Annotated in this window: 19 protein-coding genes; 9 read left to right on the top strand and 10 right to left on the bottom strand. The window is 71.7% G+C overall.

Annotated features, from left to right (window positions below):
- Positions 1 to 40: 40 nt before the first annotated feature.
- A complete protein-coding gene (locus ACWXWW_RS11910; RefSeq protein ID WP_455970052.1) occupies positions 41 to 2,566 on the bottom strand; it encodes an ATP-dependent Clp protease ATP-binding subunit in 2,526 nt (841 codons plus the stop codon).
- A gap of 180 nt (positions 2,567 to 2,746) precedes the next feature.
- On the opposite strand from ACWXWW_RS11910, the gene ACWXWW_RS11905 reads away from it, so the two are divergent.
- Genes ACWXWW_RS11905 through ACWXWW_RS11895 form a run of 3 tightly spaced genes read left to right on the top strand, consistent with a single transcriptional unit; the run spans position 2,747 to position 4,232 of the window.
- A complete protein-coding gene (locus ACWXWW_RS11905) occupies positions 2,747 to 3,232 on the top strand; it encodes a DUF2975 domain-containing protein (RefSeq protein WP_324014303.1) in 486 nt (161 codons plus the stop codon).
- Positions 3,233 to 3,442: a helix-turn-helix domain-containing protein gene (locus tag ACWXWW_RS11900; RefSeq protein ID WP_271172785.1), complete on the top strand. Its 210-nt coding sequence runs from the start codon at positions 3,233 to 3,235 to the stop codon at positions 3,440 to 3,442.
- A gap of 34 nt (positions 3,443 to 3,476) precedes the next feature.
- Positions 3,477 to 4,232, top strand: coding sequence for an EI24 domain-containing protein (locus ACWXWW_RS11895; protein ID WP_455970051.1), 756 nt, complete (start codon positions 3,477 to 3,479; stop codon positions 4,230 to 4,232).
- Here ACWXWW_RS11895 and ACWXWW_RS11890 read toward each other — a convergent pair.
- Positions 4,208 to 4,603 carry a histidine kinase gene (locus tag ACWXWW_RS11890; protein ID WP_455970050.1) on the bottom strand — a complete coding sequence of 132 codons (396 nt, stop codon included), beginning with the start codon at positions 4,601 to 4,603 and terminating at the stop codon, positions 4,208 to 4,210. The two genes, ACWXWW_RS11895 and ACWXWW_RS11890, sit on opposite strands and share 25 nt — an antisense overlap.
- Positions 4,604 to 4,825: 222 nt before the next feature.
- On the opposite strand from ACWXWW_RS11890, the gene ACWXWW_RS11885 reads away from it, so the two are divergent.
- Positions 4,826 to 5,074: a WhiB family transcriptional regulator gene (locus ACWXWW_RS11885; protein WP_271172788.1), complete on the top strand. Its 249-nt coding sequence runs from the start codon at positions 4,826 to 4,828 to the stop codon at positions 5,072 to 5,074.
- An 83-nt stretch (positions 5,075 to 5,157) separates the two neighbouring features.
- Here the strand turns inward: ACWXWW_RS11885 and ACWXWW_RS11880 are convergent, their stop codons facing one another.
- The 4 genes from ACWXWW_RS11880 to ACWXWW_RS11865 all read right to left on the bottom strand — a co-directional run bounded on the left by ACWXWW_RS11880 (position 5,158) and on the right by ACWXWW_RS11865 (position 9,593).
- On the bottom strand, positions 5,158 to 6,651 hold the full coding sequence (locus ACWXWW_RS11880; RefSeq protein WP_271172789.1) for a sensor histidine kinase: 1,494 nt from the start codon (positions 6,649 to 6,651) through the stop codon (positions 5,158 to 5,160).
- 9 nt (positions 6,652 to 6,660) lie between these two features.
- A complete protein-coding gene (locus tag ACWXWW_RS11875; RefSeq protein ID WP_455970049.1) occupies positions 6,661 to 7,959 on the bottom strand; it encodes an AAA family ATPase in 1,299 nt (432 codons plus the stop codon).
- Positions 7,956 to 8,612 carry an SAF domain-containing protein gene (locus ACWXWW_RS11870; protein WP_455970048.1) on the bottom strand — a complete coding sequence of 219 codons (657 nt, stop codon included), beginning with the start codon at positions 8,610 to 8,612 and terminating at the stop codon, positions 7,956 to 7,958. The genes ACWXWW_RS11875 and ACWXWW_RS11870 overlap by 4 nt, the downstream gene beginning before the upstream one ends.
- 366 nt (positions 8,613 to 8,978) lie before the next feature.
- Positions 8,979 to 9,593 carry a hypothetical protein gene (locus ACWXWW_RS11865; RefSeq protein ID WP_455970047.1) on the bottom strand — a complete coding sequence of 205 codons (615 nt, stop codon included), beginning with the start codon at positions 9,591 to 9,593 and terminating at the stop codon, positions 8,979 to 8,981.
- 130 nt (positions 9,594 to 9,723) lie between these two features.
- Between ACWXWW_RS11865 and ACWXWW_RS11860 the strand changes: the two genes are divergently transcribed.
- Positions 9,724 to 10,164, top strand: a complete 441-nt coding sequence (locus ACWXWW_RS11860) for an Rv3235 family protein (RefSeq protein ID WP_421074363.1) — start codon at positions 9,724 to 9,726, stop codon at positions 10,162 to 10,164.
- On the opposite strand, the gene ACWXWW_RS11855 is transcribed toward ACWXWW_RS11860, so the two are convergent.
- From ACWXWW_RS11855 to ACWXWW_RS11845, 3 genes are all read right to left on the bottom strand, one after another.
- The gene (locus ACWXWW_RS11855) at positions 10,165 to 11,394 is read right to left on the bottom strand and encodes a pyridoxal phosphate-dependent aminotransferase (RefSeq protein ID WP_271172795.1); all 1,230 of its coding nucleotides are present in this window, start codon (positions 11,392 to 11,394) and stop codon (positions 10,165 to 10,167) included.
- Positions 11,395 to 11,484: 90 nt separating this feature from the next.
- Positions 11,485 to 14,259 (bottom strand): preprotein translocase subunit SecA, encoded by a 2,775-nt coding sequence (gene secA / locus ACWXWW_RS11850; RefSeq protein WP_455970045.1) that lies wholly within the window; start codon positions 14,257 to 14,259, stop codon positions 11,485 to 11,487.
- A gap of 116 nt (positions 14,260 to 14,375) precedes the next feature.
- On the bottom strand, positions 14,376 to 14,849 hold the full coding sequence (locus ACWXWW_RS11845; protein WP_455970043.1) for an SRPBCC family protein: 474 nt from the start codon (positions 14,847 to 14,849) through the stop codon (positions 14,376 to 14,378).
- Positions 14,850 to 15,175: 326 nt separating this feature from the next.
- Here ACWXWW_RS11845 and ACWXWW_RS11840 point away from each other — a divergent pair, with 326 nt between their 5' ends.
- Both ACWXWW_RS11840 and ACWXWW_RS11835 read left to right on the top strand, forming a co-directional pair.
- Positions 15,176 to 16,156, top strand: coding sequence for an epimerase (locus ACWXWW_RS11840; protein WP_455970041.1), 981 nt, complete (start codon positions 15,176 to 15,178; stop codon positions 16,154 to 16,156).
- A gap of 205 nt (positions 16,157 to 16,361) precedes the next feature.
- Positions 16,362 to 17,894: a stealth family protein gene (locus tag ACWXWW_RS11835; RefSeq protein ID WP_455970040.1), complete on the top strand. Its 1,533-nt coding sequence runs from the start codon at positions 16,362 to 16,364 to the stop codon at positions 17,892 to 17,894.
- A gap of 3 nt (positions 17,895 to 17,897) precedes the next feature.
- Here ACWXWW_RS11835 and ACWXWW_RS11830 read toward each other — a convergent pair whose 3' ends face one another.
- The gene (locus tag ACWXWW_RS11830) at positions 17,898 to 18,866 is read right to left on the bottom strand and encodes a phosphodiesterase (protein WP_455970039.1); all 969 of its coding nucleotides are present in this window, start codon (positions 18,864 to 18,866) and stop codon (positions 17,898 to 17,900) included.
- A gap of 141 nt (positions 18,867 to 19,007) precedes the next feature.
- On the opposite strand from ACWXWW_RS11830, the gene ACWXWW_RS11825 reads away from it, so the two are divergent.
- Positions 19,008 to 19,601 carry a PadR family transcriptional regulator gene (locus ACWXWW_RS11825; protein WP_455970038.1) on the top strand — a complete coding sequence of 198 codons (594 nt, stop codon included), beginning with the start codon at positions 19,008 to 19,010 and terminating at the stop codon, positions 19,599 to 19,601.
- 200 nt (positions 19,602 to 19,801) lie between these two features.
- Positions 19,802 to 21,115 (top strand): ABC transporter substrate-binding protein, encoded by a 1,314-nt coding sequence (locus ACWXWW_RS11820; RefSeq protein ID WP_455970037.1) that lies wholly within the window; start codon positions 19,802 to 19,804, stop codon positions 21,113 to 21,115.
- Positions 21,116 to 21,135 lie beyond the last annotated feature (20 nt).

Here is a 21,135-nt window from a genome sequence, read left to right as displayed (position 1 = left end):
ACGGAGGGCGGGCGGGTCGCCCCGTCCGCCCTCCGATCTCTCACGCGGCTGCCGGAGCCATCCGCTCCGCACGGACGACGAGACCGTCGTCGATCGCATCGACCGTGACCGAGCCGCCGTCCGCGAGCTCCCCCGTCACGAGCAGATCCGCGATGCGGTCGTCCACCTCGCGCTGGATGAGACGGCGCAGCGGTCGAGCGCCGAACTCGGGCTCGTAGCCGTTGCGGGCGAGCCACGCCACCGCGGCATCGGTCGCCTCGAGGGCGATATCGCGCGCGGCCAGCCGCGCGCGGGTCGCCCCCAGCAGCAGGTGCACGATCTGCGCGAGCTGCTGCTCGTCGAGCTTGCGGAAGAGCACGATCTCGTCGATGCGGTTGAGGAACTCGGGGCGCATCGACTCGCGCAGCCGCCCCATCACGCGGTCGCGCAGATCCTTCTCGTCGAACTCGCGCCCCGCGGCCGAGAAGCCGATCGCGCCCGAGCGCGAGGTCAGGAACTCCGAGCCGAGGTTCGAGGTCATCACGACGACCGTGTTGCGGAAGTCGACGGTGCGCCCCTGCCCGTCGGTGAGCCGCCCGTCGTCGAGCACCTGCAGGAGCAGGTTGAACACGTCGGGGTGCGCCTTCTCGATCTCGTCGAAGAGCACGATCGAGTACGGGTTGCGCCGCACGCGCTCCGTGAGCTGACCGGCCTCGTCGTATCCGACGTATCCCGGAGGGGCCCCGACGAGGCGCGAGACGGTGTGCCGCTCGCCGAACTCGCTCATGTCGAAGCGCACCACGGCGCTCTCGTCGTCGAACAGGCTCGCCGCGAGCGCCTTCGCCAGCTCGGTCTTCCCGACGCCGGTCGGCCCGAGGAAGAGGAACGACCCGACCGGGCGGCGGGCGTCGCCCATGCCCGTGCGACTGCGGCGGACGGCCTTGGCGACCGCCGTCACCGCATCGTCCTGGCCGATCACGCGGGCGTGCAGCTCCTCCTCGAGACCGGCGAGACGCTCGCGCTCGCTCTCGGTGAGGCGGTTCACGGGGATCCCGGTGGCGCGGCTGATGACGGCCGCGATCTCGGGCTCGTCGACGATCGCGCGGCCGGCTCCGTCGGCCGAGGTGGCGTCGGCGAGGCGCGCCTGCACGGTCGCGATCTCGTCGCGGATGCGGGAGGCCTCCTCGTAGTGCTCGGCCGACACCGCGGCGTTCTTCTCCGCCTCGAGCTCCGCGAGACGCGCGACGAGCTCCTGCGTGTCGACGGGAGCGCCCAGACGCAGCCGCACCCGGGCGCCGGCCTGGTCGATGAGGTCGATCGCCTTGTCCGGCAGCACGCGGTCGGACAGATAGCGGTCGCTCAGCTCGACGGCCGCCCGCAGCGCGTCGTCGGTGTAGGTGACACGGTGGTGCTCCTCGTACGCCGGGCGGAGCCCCTCGAGGATCGCGATCGCGTCCGCGGGCGACGGCTCGCCGACCCGCACGGGCTGGAAGCGGCGCTCGAGCGCGGCGTCCTTCTCGATCTTGCGGTACTCGGAGAGCGTCGTCGCGCCGACGAGGTGCAGGTCTCCGCGAGCGAGACGCGGCTTGAGGATGTTGCCCGCGTCCATGGCTCCCTCTCCCCCGCCGCCGGCGCCCACGAGGGTGTGGATCTCGTCGATGAAGAGGATGAGCTCGCCCTTCTGCGCGGCGACCTCCTCCATCGTCTTCGTCAGGCGCTCCTCGAAGTCGCCGCGGTAGCGCGTGCCCGCGAGCATCGCGGGGAGGTCGAGTGCGACGACCCGGCGGTTCCGCAGCTGCTCCGGAACGGCTCCCGCGACGATGGCGGACGCGAGGCCCTCGACGACGGCGGTCTTGCCGACGCCGGCCTCGCCCACGAGCACGGGGTTGTTCTTCGTCCGGCGCGAGAGGATCTCGATCGTCTGCTCGATCTCGTCGGCGCGGCCGATGACCGGGTCGAGCTCGCCGTCCCGCGCGAGCGCCGTGAGGTCGGTGCCGTACTTCTCGAGCATCGATCCGCCCGCGGTCCGCCCTGCGCCCTGCTCGGGCGCGGCCTGCGGGTCCACGCTCTCGCGCGCGCCCTGGGTGAGGGTCTCCGCGGTCACGCCCGAGCGTGCGAGGATCTGCCCGGCGGGCGTGTCCTGTGCGAGCACGAGGGCGAAGAAGAGGTGCTCGGGGTCCACATAGGTCGAGCCAGACGAGCGCGCCACCTGGAACGCGTGGAACAGCGCCCGCTGCACGGCCGCCGTCACCGCGGCGGCGTCGACGTGGGCCGAGGCACCCTCGCGCGGAAGCCGCTCCTCGGCCTCCCGTGCGATCCCCTCGGGGTCTCCGCCGACGCGCGAGATCGCGTCGGCGACGGTCGCGTCGCCGACGAGCACGTGGAGGACGTGCAGCGCGTCGAGCTCGAGCTGCCCGCGACCGAGGGCGTAGCGCCCCGCCCGCTGCAGGAGCTCCTGCGTGCGCGAGCTGAGGAAGCGGCTGAGATCGATCGAGCGGCTCGCGCGAGCACGCTCGCCCTGCAGATAGCGCGCGAGGAACTCGTCGAACGAGCTCGGCCCATCCTGGGGGAAGTTGTTCTCGGGCATGTCCCGGCATCTCCTTGAAAGTTGCGTCGTTCCCTATCAAGTATGGAACTTGAGTCGGAGTCTATCAAGATCAACGCGATCCCGTGCGCGCTATTCCCGCCCGCGAGAATCTGTCGAGCGACTTGCACTATCGAACGACTATCGATAGATTTCCGCTGTGGTTCAACGAGCGGAGCGACCGTGAGCAGAGCGACGATCCTCATCCTGCGCGTCGTCATCGCCCTCGCCCTTGCGGGGTCGGTCGTCGTGCAGGCGTTCCTCCTCCCGCTGATCTGGGTCGACCTCGAGGGCGTGGAGACGGCGTCGCGGGTCGCCTTCGTCGTCATCCTCGGGCTCGGCGTCGCGACGATGCAGGTCTTCGGGGTGTGCGTGTGGCAGCTCCTCACCAGGGTCCGGCGCGGCTCGATCTTCTCGGAGTCGTCCTTCCGCTACGTCGACGTCATCATCGGGGCGATCGCCGCGGCCGCCCTGCTCGCCTTCGCGCTCGCGATCCTCCTCGCCCCGGGCAGCGCGGCCCCGGGTCTCGTCGGCCTCGTCTGCGGTGCGTCGCTCGTCCTCGGGGGGATGGCGCTGCTCGTCGTCGTCATGAAGGCGCTGCTGCGGCAGGCGATCGCGCGCGAGCACGAGGCGCAGGCCCTGCGGGACGAGCTCGGCGAGGTGATCTGAGTGCCGATCATCGTGGACATCGACGTCATGCTCGCCCGCCGGAAGATGTCAGTCGGCGCGCTCGCCGAGCGGATCGGCATCACCCCCACCAACCTCGCCGTGCTCAAGAACGGACGCGCCAAGGCCGTCCGCTTCGCCACGCTCGACGCGCTGTGCGAGGCGCTGGAGTGCCAGCCGGGCGATCTGCTCCGCTGGGAGCCCGAGGAGTGAGCCCGCGGCGCACGGCGTTTGCTTTCATGGACGCATGAGCGAGTTCTGGGCGGGCGTGCGCACGCTGCTGGAGGGGTTCGGCTGGTGGCGGCGAGATCCGCGCGTGATGGCGGCCGCGCTCATCCCCGCCGCGATCGTCGGCGCGGCGATGGCAGCCGCGCTCATCACCCTCGGAGCGCTCCTTCCCGCGATCGCCGAGGGCCTCACCCCCTGGGCGGAGGACTGGGCCGCGATCTGGACCATCCTCGTGCGCGTGCTCATCGGCGCCGCCGTGCTCGCGGGCGGACTCGTGGTGGCGGTGACGACGTTCACCGCCCTCACCCTGCTCGTGGGCGAGCCCTTCTACGACCGGGTCTGGCGCTCGGTCGAGGCCGCGCGCACGGGGTCCGTTCCCGAGAGCGCGCACGGCTTCTGGCGATCGGTCGCAGACAGCGCGTCGCTCATCGCCCGCGGGCTCGCGATCGCCGTCGCGAGCGTCGCGCTCGGGTTCGTCCCCGTGGTCGGCGCACCGCTCGCCGCCGTCGTCGGAGCCGCGCTCTCCGGCTGGGTGCTCTCCGACGAGCTCTCGGCACGTGCGCTGTCTGCGCGAGGCATCGGGGCGCAGGAGCGACGGGCGCTGCGGCGCGGCTCCCGCGCACGGGTCGCGGGATTCGGGATGGCGACGCACGTGTGCCTGCTCGTGCCCCTGGGCGCGATCGTCGCGATGCCGGCCGCCGTCGCCGGCAGCACGCTCCTCGCGCACACGCTCCTCGAGCGGCGCTCCGCTCAGTCGTCGAGCGCGCGGGGCTGAGCCCGCCCGGCATCGCGCGCGGCGAAGAGCAGCACGGCGAGCACGATCGCGGCCGGGACCGCGAGGCCGACCGCGGCGGCGACATGCGCGTACTCCCCCGTCGCGGCGCCGATCGCGACCGCGATGATGAGCAGCTGCACGACGATCGCGCCGGATCGTCCCCAGGACAGGCCTCGTGCGATGCCGCGCGCGAAGGCGCCCACGGCGAGGGCGCCGACGAGCGTGAGCAGGAGGAGGGCGATCGCGCTGGGCATCGAGGCGACATCCGCCGAGCCGAGCGCGAGCACCTGCCAGCCGGCGAGGGCGAGCACGCCCACCGCCTCGAGTCCGACGAGCACGGCAGCCGTCCGTGCGGTCGCGCTGGTGGCCATGGCTCTCCTCGCTCCCCGTGCCTCACACCGCACGCACGATCAGGGAACGGACAGAAAAAACCCTTGCCCGAGAACCTCGCGTGTATGACAATTGTTAACGGTGTGTTTCCCACAGCGTGGTGGGGCGGAACCTGCACAGGTCCGTCGCACATCCAGCGTAATCCACCCGTTTTGCCACGCTGTGCTTTCCCTGAGAAACCCCACCCCGCAAGGAGCATTCCTATGGACTGGCGCGACAAGGCCGCCTGCCTCACCGTCGACCCCGAGCTGTTCTTCCCCGTCGGGAACACCGGCCCCGCGATCGACCAGATCGAGAAGGCGAAGTCCGTCTGCGCTCGCTGCACGGTCACCGAGATCTGCCTGCAGTACGCCCTCGAGACCGGCCAGGACTCGGGCGTCTGGGGCGGCCTCAGCGAGGACGAGCGCCGCGCGCTCAAGCGCCGCGCCGCTCGTGCCCGTCGCGCCAGCTGACCTGAGGCACCGTCGCGCGAGCTGACCGGAAGGCACCGTCATCTGAAGAAGCCCCGCCTCGGCGGGGCTTCTTCATGTCCGGGTCAGCTGCGGATCCACCTCAGGGGAACCGCGATCGTGACCTCGGTCCCGCCGTGGAAGGCCGTGTCCGGCGCGTCGATCGTCGACCAGTCGATCGTCCCGGAGAGCTCTCCCTGGATGAGCGTGCGGACGATCTGCGTGCCGAGGCCGCGGCCGACCTGGCCATCGGGCAGACCGCTGCCGGTGTCGCGCACGCGCACCTCGAGGCGGGTGTCGTCGCGGTCGGCGACGATCTCGACCTCGCCCTCGCGCCCCGCGAGCCCGTGCTCCACGGCGTTCGTGACGACCTCGGTGAGCGCGAGCGCGAGCGGCGTCGCGTACTCGCTGGGGAGCGTTCCGAATCGGCCCTTCGTGCGCGTGTGCGCGACCGTGTTCTGCGCGGCCGCCACCTCCGCGACGAGGCGCAGCACGCGCGCGAACACCTCGTCGAAGTCGACGTTCTGCGCGAGCCCCTCCGACAGCGTGTCGTGCACGACGGCGATCGCGGCGACCCGCTGCATGGCCTGAAGCAGCGACTCGCGCGCCTCCTCCGAGGTCGTGCGCCGTGCCTGGATCCGCAGCAGCGAGGCGACCGTCTGCAGGTTGTTCTTGACGCGGTGGTGGATCTCGCGGATCGTCGCGTCCTTCGTGATGAGCTCCTGCTCCTGGCTGCGCAGCTCGCTCACGTCGCGGCACAGGACGATCGCGCCCGTGCGGTGACCGTGGTCCTTGAGCGGGATCGCGCGCAGCGACACGGTCACGCCGCGCGCCTCGATGTCGCTGCGCCATGGCGCACGGCCCGAGACGAGGATCGGCAGGCGCTCGTCGGTGTCATGAGACGCCGGCAGGATCTGGCTCGTCACGTCGGCGAGGTTCTCGCCCTCGAGCTCCTCCGCGAAGCCGATGCGGTTGAACGCCGACAGCGCGTTCGGGCTCGCGAACGTGACGATGCCGTCGACGTCGAGGCGGATGAGCCCGTCGGCGGCGCGCGGGGCGCCCCTGCGCGGCCCGGTCGGCGCCGAGAGGTCGGGGAAGTCGCCGGTCGCGATCATCCGGAAGAGATCGTCGGCGCAGTCGTTGAAGGTGATCTGCTGGCGCGACGGCGTGCGCACGTCGCCGAGGTTCGTGTGGCGCGTGAGCACGCCGATCGCGCGGAGGCCGTCGTCCTCCCGGATCGCGATCGGCACGGCGCGCACGCGCGTGGGCGTCTCCTCGAACCACTCGGGCGAGGACGAGTCGACGATCTGCGCGGTCTGGAACGCCTCGCGGACCTGCGCCTGCCACTGCGGTCGGACGCGGCCTCCGACGATGTCGCGATAGAAGAGCGTCGCGGCGCCGCCCGGGCGCGTGTGCGCGACCGCGATGTAGGAGTCGTCCGACGTGGGCACCCAGAAGACGATGTCCGCCGAGGCCAGATCGGCGAGCAGCTGCCCGTCGCCGGCGAGACGGTGCAGCCATTCGATATCCGATTCGCTCGAACGGCCCTGGGCGGAGACGAGATCGCTGAGGGTCGACACGCGTCGAGTCTATGCCGACCGCACGCCGTCCTCCCCGCGTCCGCGCGCTCGCCGCGCCGGGCGCGCGATGCGGCGACCCCGCTCCGGCCCGAGCGGGATGAGCGCCGCCTCCTCGTCGCCGCGGCGTCCGTCGACGCGCGCGACGAGACGGCGGACGGCCTGAGCCAGGGCCGAGCGCGGCATGACCTCTCCGACGGGGCGCGCCGCGAGGAGGGCGGCGTCGGCCGCGCGAGGATCGAGCGGCAGGAACGAGACGTCGTCGACCCCGCCGAATCGCTCGAGCGTGCGCCGGACCTGGCCGCGGGCGTCGATGCCGAGCGGGCCCGTGCGCAGGCGGTTGACGGCGACGACGACCGGGGTCGCGCCGACGATCGCGCGCAGCTCCGCGTATCCGCGGAGGAACCGCGCGATCCCGATCGGGTCCGCCGCGGCGACCGCGACCACGACGTCTGCCGACGAGAGGGCCGCGAGCGTCGCGGCGTTGCGGCGGGGCCCGTCGAGGTCGCTCATGATCTCCTCGTCGGCCTCGAGCGACGCCGCCGTGTCGACGACCGTGACGTCGGCCCATCCGCGGCACGCCTCGAGAGCCGACGCCACGCGCCGCTCCGACAGCTCGGGCCACCGTGCTGCCCGGTTCAGCCCGGGCAGGACGTCGACGATGCCGTCGGCGCCGCCCACGGGCAGGCTCAGGCGCGTGAGCTCCGCGGCGTCGAGCCCGCCGAGCTCCGCCTGACGGCAGGCGGCCGCGAACCCGGGCCCCTCGTCGGCGAGCCCGAGGGCGATGGCGACCGCGGGCGCGTGCGTGTCCGCGTCGACCAGCGCGACGTGGCCGCGCGTGCGCGCGGTCTCGACGGCGAGCTCGATGGCGACCGTCGTCCGCCCCGGCGCGCCGTGCGCGCCCCACACGGCCACCACCCGCCCTCGCTCCCCGCCGACGGCGCGCACCGCCAGGGATCCGCTCCGGATGGCCTCGGCCAGGCGCCAGCCCTCCACCGCGAGGGGCAGCGGATCGGCGAGGCCGAACGCGCGCGCGAGGCGCGCCTCGCCCGCGCGTTCGCCCAGTGCGACGATCCGGACGCCGTGCCGATCGCAGGCGCCCACCACGCCGTGCGTGAGCGCCGTGCGGGACGCCGGCAGGACGAGCGCCTCGGCGGAGCGCAGGACGTCCCACACCTCGGCCGTCGGATCGCCGAGCGAGCGGGCGATCGTCTCGGACGGCCAGGTCGCGATGACCGAGAGGCCCTCGTCCTCGAGGGCCTCCGCGAGGGCCGACCCGCGCGGCTCGTCGAGCGCCACGACGACGTTCACGATCCGGCTCCGGACTGCGGGACAGCCGAGAGCGCGGCGCCCGAGGACACCGCCGCGAGCACGTCGGCGACGCGCGCCCGGTCGATCACGAGCTCGATCGACGCTCCTGCCGCGCCCATCACGGCGTCGTCGCGGAGCACGGCGGCGACCGTCGCGTCCGCCACGAGGATGCGCGGCTCGTCGTAGACCCCCTGCTCGAGGAGGGGCGCCGCCCAGAGCTCGACCGCCGTGCCCTCCCCGACCGACGACGGCACGTCGACGGCGCTCTCGACGACGACCGTCGTGACCGCCGCCTCGTCGGCCGGCGTCACGGCCGACGAGGGGACGAGCTCGCCGGCCTCGATCGTGCGCGTCGCGACGTACCCCTCCGCGAGCTCGTGGGGCGCGAGATAGGCGTTCTCCGCGCCGCCCAGGGCGACGTCGACGACCGCGAGATCGCCCGCGGTCACCGCCTCCCCCGGGACGATCGTCGTCTCGGCGGCGAGCACGGGCGCGGTCTGCCGGGCAGCCGACACGACCCACCAGACCCCGGCGATCGACGCGGCGATGAGGGCGAGGCCGATGAAGAACCGCGCGTCGCCCCAGAACACGCGCCGGCGACGCGGAACGGGGGCAAGGGCGGCGACGTCGCGGACCGGGGTCGTCGTGGTCATGAGCCCATGCTGTCCGAATCGGCGCGACGCCTGAGAAAGTTATCCACAGGATGGCGCGTCCGGGTCCCCGGAGACCCGCCCCTGCCCATAATGGGGCCATGCCCGACAACTCCGACGTGCGCTACCTCGCGCCCGCTCAGGTCGCCGAGCTGCTGGGCATCTAGGCGGACGAGGTCGTCGAGCTCGTCCACGCCGGACGACTCCGCGGCGCGCGACTCGGCTCGCCCGCGCGCTGGCGCATCGAGCAGCTCAGCGTCGACGAGTACCTCGAGGACCAGCACGAGGAGACGCGGCGGATGGCCCTGTGGCGGGAGTCGAACGAGGCGAGCTTCCCCGAGCTCTGGGGCCGTCGGCGCCCCTGACGGATCACGGCGCGACGACGCCGACCGCGGCCGCCACGCGCACCCAGGCGACGGCCTCGAACGACACGATGCGGAACGCCGTGACCGCGGCGGAGCGGCGGGGCGAATCGGGGTCGTGCAGCGCCAGGTCGAGGTGATCGGCGCCGACGCGGTCGATCGTGCCCGACAGCGCGCGCCCCGACACGACGCCGATCGCCACGGTGGCCCTGCGCCGCGCCAGGTCGCGCAGAGCGAACCCGAAGGTGACCCGCTGCGCGAGGCGGCTCTCGGGCTCGGTCGGGCGCGCGCTGCGCAGGAGCTCGCCCTGCGCCGCGCCGATCGAGCGGATGGCCGGCAGCGGCACGAGCACCGCGCTCTCCGCCGCGCCGTGCGCGCGGAGCGGGCGGACAGCCATCCAGTCCGCCCCGACCGAGGTGACCGACGCCTCCAGCGACGATCCGTCGCGCAGCTCGATCGACAGGGGCGAGGCCGCCGACTGCGCGAACGCCACGAGGCGCTCGCGGAGGGCGAGGCGGGACACGCGCAGCCGCTCGGCCTCGGAGTCCAGCGCGGCCCGCTCGGCCTCCCACTCGGCCGCGAGCTGGTCCTCCAGGTCCTCGAAGAAGCGATCCCAGCGCATCTGCGAGAGCGTAGGGGAAAGCGTGCGGCCCCGTCATCCGCTCTCCACAGGCATGTATGCGGGGTTCCCGGCCGCGCGGGCGTGCTGGTTCACTCGGGCAACCCTTCTCCCCGACCGGAATGAGGCTGTCATGCCGCCGAACGCCGCGGGTGCGACCTCTCGCAGACGGTCCCACCGCACCGAGGAGGACGTCGAGGAGCTCTTCGCCCCGCAGCGCACGTCCTCCGCCGAGCTCCCCGATCCCGCGCCGCTCGTCGCGGCCCTCACCCGCGGCATCCTCGAGGCTCTCGCCGGCACGCGCGAGGTCGATCAGCTCGCGCGCTGGCTCGCCGAGGAGACGTACCTCAAGCTCGTCCAGCGCGCGAACCTGTCACGCCGGGCGCGCAGCGCACGTCGGATGCCGGCGCAGCGCCCCGTCTTCACGGTGCGCACCATGCGTCAGATGGCGCCGGCCGACGGCGTGGTGGAGGTCGTCGTCATCGTGGCGATGCCCGACCGCACCCGCGCGCTCGCGATGCGCCTCGAGGGTCTCGACCGCCGGTGGCGCGCCACCGACATCCGGATCCTCTGACTACCGCTGCCGGTAGGACGACAGGAAGTTCCCGAGCCGCTCGATCGCCTCGCTGAGCACACGCGCCTCGGGCAGGGTCACGACACGGAGGTGATCCGGCGTCGGCCAGTTGAACCCCGTGCCCTCGACGAGCAGGATGTGCTCCGACACGAGCAGGTCGTACACGAGCTGCTTGTCGTCGCGGATCTCGTGCACCTCGGGGTCGAGCCGCGGGAACGCGTAGAGCGCACCGTCCGGGCGGACGCACGAGACGCCCGGGATGGTCGAGAGCTTCTCCCAGGCGACGTCGCGCTGCTCGTGGAGGCGTCCGGTCGGAGCGATGAGGGCGTCGATGGACTGCACGCCGGTGAGCGCGGCGAGCACGGCGTGCTGTGCCGGCACGTTCGCGCACAGCCGCGTCGACGCGAGGAGCTGGATGCCCTCGAGGAATCCCTTCGCGTGCTTCTTGGGACCCGTGATGACCATCCATCCGGAGCGATACCCGGCGACGCGGTAGGTCTTGGAGAGGCCGTTGAACGTGAGGACGAGGAGGTCGGGGGCGACCGTGGCGGTCGGGATGTGCACGGCACCGTCGAAGAGGATGCGGTCGTAGATCTCGTCCGACAGGATCAGCAGGGAGTGCTCGCGCGCGATCTGCGCGATCCCCTCGAGCAGCTCGCGGCTGTACACGGCTCCCGTGGGGTTGTTCGGGTTGATGACGACGATCGCCTTGGTCTTCGAGGTCACCTTCGAGCGGATGTCCTCGAGGTCGGGCTGCCAGCCGTTCTCCTCATCGCACAGGTAGTGCACGGGGGTGCCGCCGGACAGGCTCGTCATCGCGGTCCACAGCGGGTAGTCGGGCGCGGGGATGAGCACCTCGTCGCCCTCGTCGAGGAGCGCCTGCATCGTCATCGTGATGAGCTCGGACACGCCGTTGCCGAGGTAGACGTCGTCCGGATCCACGTGCGGGAAGCCGGGGGTCTCCTCGTAGCGGCTGACGATCGCCCGGCGCGCGGGCAGGATGCCGCGGCTGTCGCTGTAGCCGTGCGCATACGGGACGGCCTCGATCATGTCGCGCACGATCTGGTACGGCGCCTCGAAGCCGAAGATGGCGGGGTTGCCCGTGTTGAGCTTCAGGATCGAGTGCCCGTCCGCCTCGAGCCGCGTCGCCTCTGCCAGTGCTGCCCCGCGGATCTCGTAGAGGACGTTCTGGAGCTTCGCGGACTGGCCGAGGGGACGGAGGGAGTTCATCGCATCAGGATATGCCCGCGCCGGGCGTGGCTCGGTGCGACGAGGGCGGGCCACCGGAGATCCGGTGGCCCGCCCTCGTCGCGTCGCGCGCTACTTCTTCTTCGCGGCCCTGCGCTGCTCGCGGTTCTGCGGCACGGGCGCCGCGGCGCCGTCGTCGTCGGTCCGCTGGCCGAACGCGCCGCGCGGCGCGTCCTTCTGACGGGCGCGGTCGGTCTGCGACTTCTGCACCTGGCCGCGCTCGTTGCGCACCTCGACGTCGCCGTCCTCGCTGGGCGCCGAGTACTCGAGACGCTGCTCGGCCGGCGCTTCGGCAAGACCCTTGGCCTCCACCTGCGGCGCGGCCTGGTCGTCCTCGCCGACCTTGCGCACCTCGACCTCGAGGTTGAAGAGGTAGCCGACGGCCTCCTCCTTGATCTGCCCCATCATCGCCTGGAACATCGAGTACCCCTCGCGCTGGTACTCGATGAGCGGGTCGCGCTGCGCCATGGCCCGCAGGCCGATGCCGTCCTTGAGGTAGTCCATCTCGTAGAGGTGGTCGCGCCAGCGGCGGTCGAGCACCTGGAGCACGACGCGGCGCTCGAGCTCGCGCACGGCCTTCTCGCCCAGCTGCTCCTCGCGCTTCGCGTACGCGATCTTCGCGTCGCTGAGCAGCTCGCGCTTGAGCGCCTCGGCGGTGATGCCGCCCTTGCGCGCGCCGGCCTCGGCCACGACCTCGTCGATCGTCACGCCGACCGGGTACAGCGTCTTGAGCTCGGTCCAGAGCGCGTCGAAATCCCAGCTCTCGTTGTGGCCGCCCGACGTGTGGTCGTCGACGATCGCCGTGATGGCGTCCTCGATGAAGTGCTCGACGCGGTCCTTGATGTCGTCGCCGTGCAGGATGGTCCGGCGGTCGGCGTAGATCGCCTCGCGCTGGCGGTTGAGGACGTCGTCGTACTTCAGGACGTTCTTGCGGGCCTCGGCGTTGCGCGACTCGACGGCCGCCTGCGCGTTCTTGATGAGGCGCGAGACGAGCTTCGACTCGATCGCGACGTCGTCCGAGAAGTCGGTGCGCGACAGGAGCGCGTCGGCCGGGCCCGACTGGAAGCGGCGCATGAGGTCGTCGGTGAGGCTCAGGTAGAAGCGGCTCTCACCGGGGTCGCCCTGACGGCCGGCGCGTCCTCGGAGCTGGTTGTCGATGCGACGCGACTCGTGGCGCTCGGTGCCGAGCACGTAGAGACCGCCGGCCTCGCGCACCTTGGCCGCCTCCTCCTCGACGCGCTCCTTGACGGCGTCGAAGACGGCGGGCCACTCGGCCTCGTACTCCTCCGGCGTCTCCTCGGGAGAGAGGCCCTTGGCCTTCATCTCCTGGACGGCGATGAACTCCGCGTTGCCGCCGAGCATGATGTCGGTGCCTCGACCCGCCATGTTGGTCGCGACCGTGACGGCGCCGAGCTGACCGGCGCGCGCGACGACCTCGGCCTCGCGTGCGTGGTTCTTCGCGTTGAGGACCTCGTGCCGGATGCCCTTCTTGGACAGCAGGCGCGACAGGTACTCGCTCTTCTCGACGCTGACGGTGCCGACGAGCACCGGCTGACCGTTCGCGTGGCGCTCGGCGATGTCCTCGACGACCTGCGCGAACTTGCCCTGCTCGTTCTTGTAGACGAGGTCGGTCTGGTCCTTGCGGACCAGGGGCCGGTTGGTCGGGATCGGGATGACCCCGAGCTGGTACGTCGACATGAACTCGGCGGCCTCGGTCTCGGCCGTGCCCGTCATGCCCGCGAGCTTGTCGTAGAGGCGGAAGTAGTTCTGCAGCGTGACGGTGGCGAGCGTCTGGTTCTCGGCCTTGACCGGGACGCCCTCCTTCGCCTCGATCGCTTGGTGCATGCCCTCGTTGTAGCGGCGGCCCACGAGGATGCGGCCGGTGTGCTCGTCGACGATCATGACCTCGTCGTTCATGACGACGTAGTCGGTGTCGCGCTTGAAGAGGGCCTTGGCCTTGATCGAGTTGTTGAGGAACGAGATGAGCGGGGTGTTCGCCGACTCGTACAGGTTGTCGATGCCGAGGTAGTCCTCGACCTTCTCGATGCCCGCCTCGAGAACGCCGACCGTGCGCTTCTTGATGTCGACCTCGTAGTCGACGCCCTCCTCGAGGGTGCGCGCGATCTTGGCGAACTCGGCGAACCAGCGGTTGGCCTCGCCCGACGACGGGCCCGAGATGATGAGCGGCGTGCGGGCCTCGTCGATGAGGATCGAGTCGACCTCGTCGACCACCGCGAAGAAGTGGCCGCGCTGGACGAGATCCTCCTTGCGCCACGCCATGTTGTCGCGCAGGTAGTCGAAGCCGAACTCGTTGTTCGTGCCGTAGGTGATGTCGGCCGCGTACTGCTCCCGGCGCACGGCGGGCGTCTGGCCCGACACGATGATGCCGGTGGTCATGCCGAGGGCGCGATACACGCGGCCCATGAGCTCGGCCTGGTACGACGCGAGGTAGTCGTTGACGGTGACGACGTGGACGCCCTTGCCGGCGATCGCGTTGAGGTACGAGGGGAACGTGGCGACGAGCGTCTTGCCCTCACCGGTCTTCATCTCGGCGATGTTGCCCAGGTGGAGCGCGGCCCCGCCCATGAGCTGCACGTCGTACGCGCGCATCCCGAGCGTCCGCTTGGCGGCCTCGCGGACCGCCGCGAACGCCTCGGGCATGAGCTGGTCGAGCGTCTCGCCCTTCTCGTGGCGCGCACGGAGCTCAGCGGTCTCGCTGCGCAGCTCCTCGTCGGTCAGCTTCGCGTAGTCCTCCTCGAGGGCGTTCACGGCGGTGACCACCCGCTGCAGCTGCCGTCGGACGCGTCCTTCGCCGGCACGGAGCAGCTTCTCGAACGGATTTGCCACGTATCACTCCTCGATCGGGTGCCTCATCCCGGGCGGATGGGCCAGGTCGCCGTCGAACGGCGACGGGCATACTCGCCCATGTTATCCGGCCGTGACAATGACCGGCCAGCAGACTCTCAGTCGGCGCGCTCACCCCATCCGCCCGGCGCGCTCAGCTGTCGGAGGAGGTGCGCGTTGCGGCGGCGGATGAGGCGGCGCAGATACGGAACGAGGACGAGCCGCTCCGCGATCGCGCCGAGCACCGGCGAGGCGAGCTCGATCTCATCGATCATGCGCGACCCCGCGCCGTGCGGCTCGAACACGTGGACGTGGCGGAAGCGCCGGAACGGTCCGCGCATCTGCTCATCGACGAAGCGCACCCCCTCCTCCAGCTCGGTGATCACCGAGGTCATCGTCCACGGGACGCCGAAGTGCCAGGCGCGCCAGGTGACCGTCTCCCCGAGGCCGATCGAGCCCGCCGTGACGCCCCCGATCGCGCGCTCGCGCGACGAGGCCATGGACGCGACGTGCGCATCGACGTCGAGCGACACCGCGAACAGGCGCTCCGGCGGGAAGGCGGTGTCCGTCACGATCGTGAAGCGGCTGCTCATATCGCGATGCTCGCATGGCGTCGCATCCGATGCCTCGACGTCGAGAGACGCGCCGTGCCGACAGGACGCCCCCGATCGCGCGCTCGCGAGGCCTCGTGGCCTGCTCGAGACCGCGCAGCCCGCGCCAGGTGTCGACTCCGCGCCGAGCGCCGCGCCCCTGCCGCCGTCGTCGGCGCCGACGCGCACACTCGCGCGCGCACCGCGACTTCGGCGCCGACGCGCACCCTCGCGCCGGCGCCGCATCCGATGTCTCGACGTCGAGAGACGATGCGCGGCTCCTTGAGAGGATGGCCCCGAGCGGCTCGCGCCGCGGGAGGGGGATGCGGATGGCCGACACCGAGCGGATCGCGGTCGTCGCGGGAGCGAGCGGCTTCGTCGGACGCGCGCTCGTCAGCGCGCTCGAGGCGGAGGGGCGCACGGTTCGCACGATCGGCCGCGGCGGACCCGCCCGGTGGGACGACCCCGCGTCGATCGCCACGGCGATCGATGGCGCGGATCTCGTCGTGAACCTCGCCGGGAAGTCCGTCAACTGCCGGTACACCGACCCCCATCGCGACGAGATCCTGCGGTCCCGCGTCGACACGACCCGCGCGCTCCGCGAGGCGATCGCCGCCTCAGCGCGGCCTCCGCGCGTGTGGATGAACGCGAGCACGGCGACCATCTACCGGCACGCGACGGACCGCCCTCAGACCGAGAGCACGGGCGAGCTCGGCACGGGCTTCTCGGTCGACGTCGCGCGGGAGTGGGAGCGCGAGCTCTTCGCGGGCGACCTCCCGGCCACGCGCCGCGTCGCGCTGCGGATGGCCATCGTCCTCGGCGACGGGCCCGCCACGCGGCTGCTCTTCCTCCTCGCGCGCCTCGGCATCGGCGGCCCGCAGATCGACGGATGGTGGTTCCCCCATCGCCGCTACCGCGGGATCGGCTCCGCCCCGAGCGGCGACGGACGCGCCCCGCGGCACCGCACGGGCGGCCGCCAGCGGTTCAGCTGGGTGCACATCGACGACGTGATCGCGGCCATCCGGTTCCTCGAGACGCGCGACGACATCGACGGCGTCGTCAACGTCGCGTCTCCGAACCCGAGCGACAATCGCACGCTCATGCGGACCCTGCGCCGCATCGTCGGCGCGCGCTTCGGCCTGCCCGCGTGGCGCTTCATGCTCGAGCCCGCGATGTGGGTCATCCGCACCGAGCCCGAGCTCGTGCTGAAGAGCAGATGGGTCGTTCCCGAGCGGCTCCTCGCCGCCGGCTTCCGCTTCTCGCACCCCGCCCTCCTCGAGGCGCTGCAGGACGTCGCGCCGCGCCGCTGACCTGCGAGGATGCCGCGAATCGGCGACCGGATCCCTTACCGCATGGCTGTCCGCTTGTCGAGGGTGCATCCGCAGTGTCACGCGCTGTCTATCATTCAGTCAGGAGCTGTTCACGAGACGTCGTCCGGGAATCCCCGCCTCCGTCGGATCGGCTCCATGTTCCCCGTCCTGACGGCGTCCGCCGTAAGTAGATACGAGGTGATTGATGACGCTTCTGGGCACCCCTTCCGGTCGCACCGCACACTCCCCGCGCGAGGTCGCTCCCGACCATGCCGCCACGCGCCTTCATGACGGGATCCTGCATCTCGTCGAGGAGTCCACACCGGACGAGGCCCAGACAGCCGATCTCCTCGCGCTCGCCGATCTCCTCGAGCGCGCGGGCATGCAGCCGCTCCTCCTGCGCCGGACGAGTGGGCGCCCCGCCCTCGCGCTCGACGTCGAGGACAAGCCCGCCGCGCTCGCCGCGCTGGCCGCCGACGAGGGTCCGTGGGCGGCGGCGCGCTCGGCCCGACGCGTTCCCGTGCCGCTCTCCTCGGGGGTCGAGTCCGCGTTCGCGAAGGACGTCGCGGTGCTCTTCCGCCCGCGCATCGTGCCGTCGGGCACGCTGAGCTACGGCGCCGACTGCGGCGTGCGCCTCGAGTTCTGGCGTCGCGAGGGCGCCATCGTGCGCGCCCCGCGACGGAACGCGCTGACCCGCCACGTGATCGCGGCGGACGACCTCGCTCTGACGACCATCCGCCGGCATGGACGCGAGTGGCGCACGCTCGAGGGGATGTTCGACGCGGGTCCGCACGAGGTGACCTTCGACATCGACATGGTCTTCTCGTGGGTCGACGGCTCGTCCAACGACTTCCAGCGCGAGCGCGCGAAGCGCATGAACGCCTACGTCGTCGGGGAGGGCGACGCGCACGCCGCGCGCTATCGCCACGTCGACGAGCTGCGCTACGCCCTGCGCAGCGTGCACATGTTCGCCCCGTGGGTCCGCCGCATCTTCATCGCGACCGACAGCCCCGCGCCGCGCTGGCTCGCCGAGCACCCGCGGGTGACGATCGTCCGCAGCGAGGAGTTCTTCGCCGACCCGACGGTCCTCCCGACCCACAACTCGCACGCCGTCGAGGCGCAGCTGCACCGCATCCCGGGCATCGCCGAGCACTTCCTGTACTCGAACGACGACATGTTCTTCGGCCGTCCGGTCTCCCCCGAGATGTTCTTCACCGCGGGCGGGCTCACGAAGTACGTCGAATGCGGCGTGCGCATCGGCGTCGGCCCCTCGCGGCCGAGCCGATCCGGCCACGACAACGCGGCGCGCGTCAACCGCGACCTCCTGCGCGAGCGCTTCGGACGGGTCATCCTTCGCGACCTGCAGCACTGCGCCACGCCGCACAGCCGCGAGGTGATGTTCGAGCTCGAGCGCGAGTTCCCCGAGGAGTTCGCGCGGACGGCGGCGGCCCGCTTCCGCAGCGCGACCGACATCTCGGTCACGAACTCGCTCTACCACTACTACGCGACGTTCACCGGCCGTGCGCTCGCGACGACCGAGCCGCGGACGGCGTACATCCAGACGACGCAGCGCGATGCGCCCGCGCGGATGGGGCGACTGCTGGCCGGGCGGGACGTCGACATGTTCTGCCTCAACGACGGCAGCGAGCCCGAGCTGCCGGAGGAGCTGCGCGCTCGGGTCGTCCGGGAGACGCTCGAGGCATACTTCCCCGTCAAGGCGCCGTGGGAGAGCGACTGACCGTCACCCCACGAGCGGCAGCGGCTCCGTCGGCGGCGCGACCTGCTCGGCGACCGGCGCCGCGGATGCGACCGTGCGGGACGGGCTCGCGGGCGGGATGACCACGCCCGCGCGCTCGAGCCGGTGCGCGGTCTCCTCGGCCGAGGTGATCTCGGCGGGCGGCGCGTCCGAGAACGGCACCACCGAGTGGACGATCGTCTCGTCGTAGACGTGCACGAGGTTGTACGACTGCGCGCCGTCGCGCGGCTGCATGCCGCCGTCGGCGATGCGCAGGTCCTGCGTGTAGCACGACGACGACGCGACCGACACCGGGATCCCGGCGAACGTCGCCGTCGACGAGAAGTGCACGTGGCCCGCGAGGATGGCCCGGACGTCGCTCCCCCGCAGCACCTCGGCGAGCGCCTGCTGATCGCGCAACTCGACGAGCGTCGCGAGATCGAGGACGCACGGGATGGGCGGGTGGTGCATCGCGAGGATGGTCCCGCGCGGCGCGGGCAGGGCGAGCTCGAGCGACAGCCACTCGAGCTGCTCCGCCGACACCTCGCCGTGGTGCGCTCCGGGCACCGACGTGTCGAGCACGATGACGCGTAGCCCGTCGAGATCGTGGACCGCGTCGACCGGTGCGTCGCCCGCCTCGCCGAGGAGCTCGCGTCGGAACGGGCCGCGGGCGTCGTGGTTGCCCATGACCCAGATCACGCGCGCCCCGAGGCGCTCCGCGGCGGGCGCGACGGCGTCGCGGAGCTGCCGGTAGGCGTCGCGCTCGCCGAGATCGGCGAGGTCGCCGGTGAAGACCAGCGCGTCGGGGCGCGCCCCGGACTGCTCGATCTCCGCGAGCATGCGGCTCACGTGCTCGGCGGCGTCGATCCCGAAGACGCCGCCCTCGGCTCTCAGATGCGTGTCGCTCAGATGGACGAGCACGTGGCTCGGGCGCGCGTACTCGGATCTCCGTGGCGTCATCGACGGTCCGGCCATGTTCGCGATGGTAGCGAGGCGCCTCGCACTCTCAGCGCGACACAAGGCGATGTCCGGGAATCTCTGCGATCCGCCATCCGATCGGTACGCTCGTATCTGCATACGCGGCATCCCTTTTCGCCGCGCGGACCGGAGGTGCGGATGTCGGTGCGACACGGACTGCTGGCGATCCTGGATCAGGGCCCCTGCTACGGATACCAGCTGCGCACCGAGTTCGCGCGCCGCACGGGGGGAACGCGCACCCTCAACGTCGGGCAGATCTACAACACGCTCGAGCGCCTCGAGCGCGACGGGCTCGTCGAGCGCGGCGAACCCGACGCGCAGGGGCACGTCTACTGGAGCATCACGCCCGCCGGCCGCGACGCGGCGCGCCTGTGGCTGGAGACCCCCGTGGATCCATCCGATCGCGACGCGCTCGCGGTCAAGCTCGCCCTCGCCGCGACCCTCCCGGGCGTCGACGCGGGCGCCGTGCTCCGCGCCGAGCGCGAGGCCGTCGACGCCCGGATCGAGGGCCTGCGCGCCGCCGTGTACCCCGGCGCGGAGCAGGAGGGCCCCGAGCGGGTCGCGTGGTCGCTCATCTCCGACGCGCTCCTCTTCTCCGCGGAGGCCGATGCCCGCTGGCTCGCGCACGCCGAGGAGCGTCTCGCCGCGCATCCCGACCACGCGCTCGCGCTCGACCTCTCGACCGAGCGCCCCAAGCGCGGCCGCCCCGCGCGCCCCGTCGCCGCCGTCTGACGCTCGACTGCTGTCGCGGTTCGCGGCGAACCGCGACGCGAGCCGGCCCGCGAATCGACCCCTCCCGCGCACCCCCAGCACCTGTCATTACTAAAGCGCTTTACATCGCGCCGATTCTCCCGTACGCTCGCTCATCAGCACCCGGAGAGCGCGAAGGCGCGTGCTCCCCGATGAGTGCCTCGAACACGAGGAGAAGGAACATGGCAAAGAAGGCATGGGCAGGCGCCGCGATGCTCGCCGGCGGTGCGCTGCTGTTGACCGCGTGCGGCGGAGGCGCGGCGAACGACGCCGACAACACCATCGACGGCGAGCCCTCGGGCGAGATCAAGGTCGTCACCTGGCGCACCGACCTCGTCGAGGACGGCACGTTCGAGAAGTACGCGGAGGAGTTCCAGAAGCTCCACCCGGACGTGACCGTGACGTTCGAGGGCATCACCGACTACGAGGGCGAGATGAAGACGCGCCTCAGCACGACGAACTACGGCGACGTCATCGGCATCCCGTCGATGCTGCCGAGCCAGTACGAGCAGTTCCTCGAGCCGCTCGGCGAGACCGAGGAGCTCGCCGACACGTACCGCTTCCTCACGACGCACACCTACGAGGGCACGCAGTACGGCCTCGCGATCGGCGGCAACGCCAACGGCATCCTCTACAACAAGCGGGTGTTCGAGGAGGCGGGCGTCGAGACGCTGCCGACGACCGAGGACGAGTGGCTCGAGGCGCTCCGCCTCGTCGACGAGAACACCGACGCCATCCCGTACTACACGAACTACAAGGACGGATGGCCGCTGTCGCAGGCCTTCAGCAACCTCGGCGCGATCACGAACGACCCCGACGCGGGCATCACGCTCGCCGAGGACCCCGAGCCGTGGACCGAGGGGACCGACGTCTACGCGATCGACTCGCTGCTCTACGAGACCGTCGCGGCGGGCCTCACCGAGGACGACCCCCTCACGACGAACTGGGAGAAGTCGAAGGTCGACTTCGCGACGGGCCGGATCGCCACGATGGCGCTCGGCTCCTGGGCCGTGTCGCAGATGCAGGCCGCGGCCGAGGAGAACGGCGCCTCCCCCGAGGACGTCGGCTTCATGGCCTTCCCCGCGAACGTCGACGGCCAGCAGTACGCCACGATCGGCGGCGACTACAACCTCGGCGTGAGCCGCCACTCCGAGCACAAGGCCGCAGCCTGGGCCTTCATCCAGTGGCTCATCGAGGACTCGGGCTTCACCGAGACGCAGAACATGATCTCGACCGTCATCGACAAGCCCGCGCCCGACTACCTCGCCGAGCTCGAGTCCGCCGGCGTCGAGCTCCTCGAGACGAACCCCGCGCCCGAGGGCAAGGAGAACCTCCTCCGTGAGATCTCGGACACGGCGCAGATCGACCTGTGGGGCCCGCTGTACCGGCAGAAGCTCGTCGACATCGCCCGCGGCGCCGCCGACGGCGACAAGGACACCTACTTCGCCGAGCTGAACGCGACCTGGAGCGACGCCCAGGCCCGGGTCGGCGAGTAAGCCCCCTCACGAGACGGAGA

The organism is Microbacterium sp. KNMS, assembly GCF_053851835.1.
The sequence above is the reverse complement of the archived record's forward strand: the minus strand, read 5'-3'. Positions and strand labels throughout refer to the sequence as shown.